Origin of the sequence: Pontibacter rugosus (assembly GCF_042678745.1) — a bacterium.
In the GTDB taxonomy this organism is placed as follows: Bacteria; Bacteroidota; Bacteroidia; order Cytophagales; family Hymenobacteraceae; genus Pontibacter; species Pontibacter rugosus.
Map to the genome: position 1 here is coordinate 1 of NZ_JBHTLD010000506.1, position 632 is coordinate 632.

The following is a 632-nucleotide window of genomic DNA, read 5'->3' on the forward strand; positions in this document are numbered from 1 at the left end:
GAAAACGGCCCGGCTGCCGGCCGGGGCCCATCAGGCCCGCCATCCGCACCACCGTATTGGTGGGGCCCTGAAACAGCGCTTCGGCCCGCAGCAAGTGCGAGTCTGCTTCGGTTGAGGCCTGGGCGTCGTCCTCGTGCATGGGGCGGGCCTCATCGGGGTACACGCCGGTGGAGCTGACCAGCAGCACATGGGCCACCCCGGCTTCGGCCGCCGCCTCGGCCACGTGGCTAAGCATAACCGGGTAAGCTTCGGGCTGGCCGGGCCCGCGCCCCGGTGGCACGTTCAGTAGCAGCACCTCTACGCCCTGTAGCAGCACGCGCAGCGTGTCGGCGTCGGTGGTTAGGAGAGTGGGGGCGAGGCGCAGCAGAAAGGGCTGGATGCCGATGTCGCGCAGGGTCAGGAGTTGGCTGGGGGTGGTAGTGGTGCCGCGCACGGGGTAGCCGGCGGCCATCAGCGCCTGGGCCAGGGGTAGCCCCAGCCAGCCGCAGCCCAGTACGGCCACGGTAAGGAGCGAGGCAGAAGAGACAGGTTGAGTCATGTGGGTTTAAAGGTGGCAAAAAACCCGGCGCAGGCAAACTCAACGAGTAATACCCGGCCCTGAAAATGACATCGGCCGGGCCAGAAAACGGAAG

The 632-nt window shown here is 67.4% G+C and carries 1 protein-coding gene; it reads right to left on the minus strand.

Going from position 1 to position 632, the window contains the following annotated elements; translation table 11 throughout:
* On the minus strand, positions 1-538 hold a 538-nt coding region (locus ACFQ2O_RS22165; protein WP_377533183.1), incomplete at its 3' end, for an NAD(P)H-binding protein.
* Positions 539-632 lie beyond the last annotated feature (94 nt).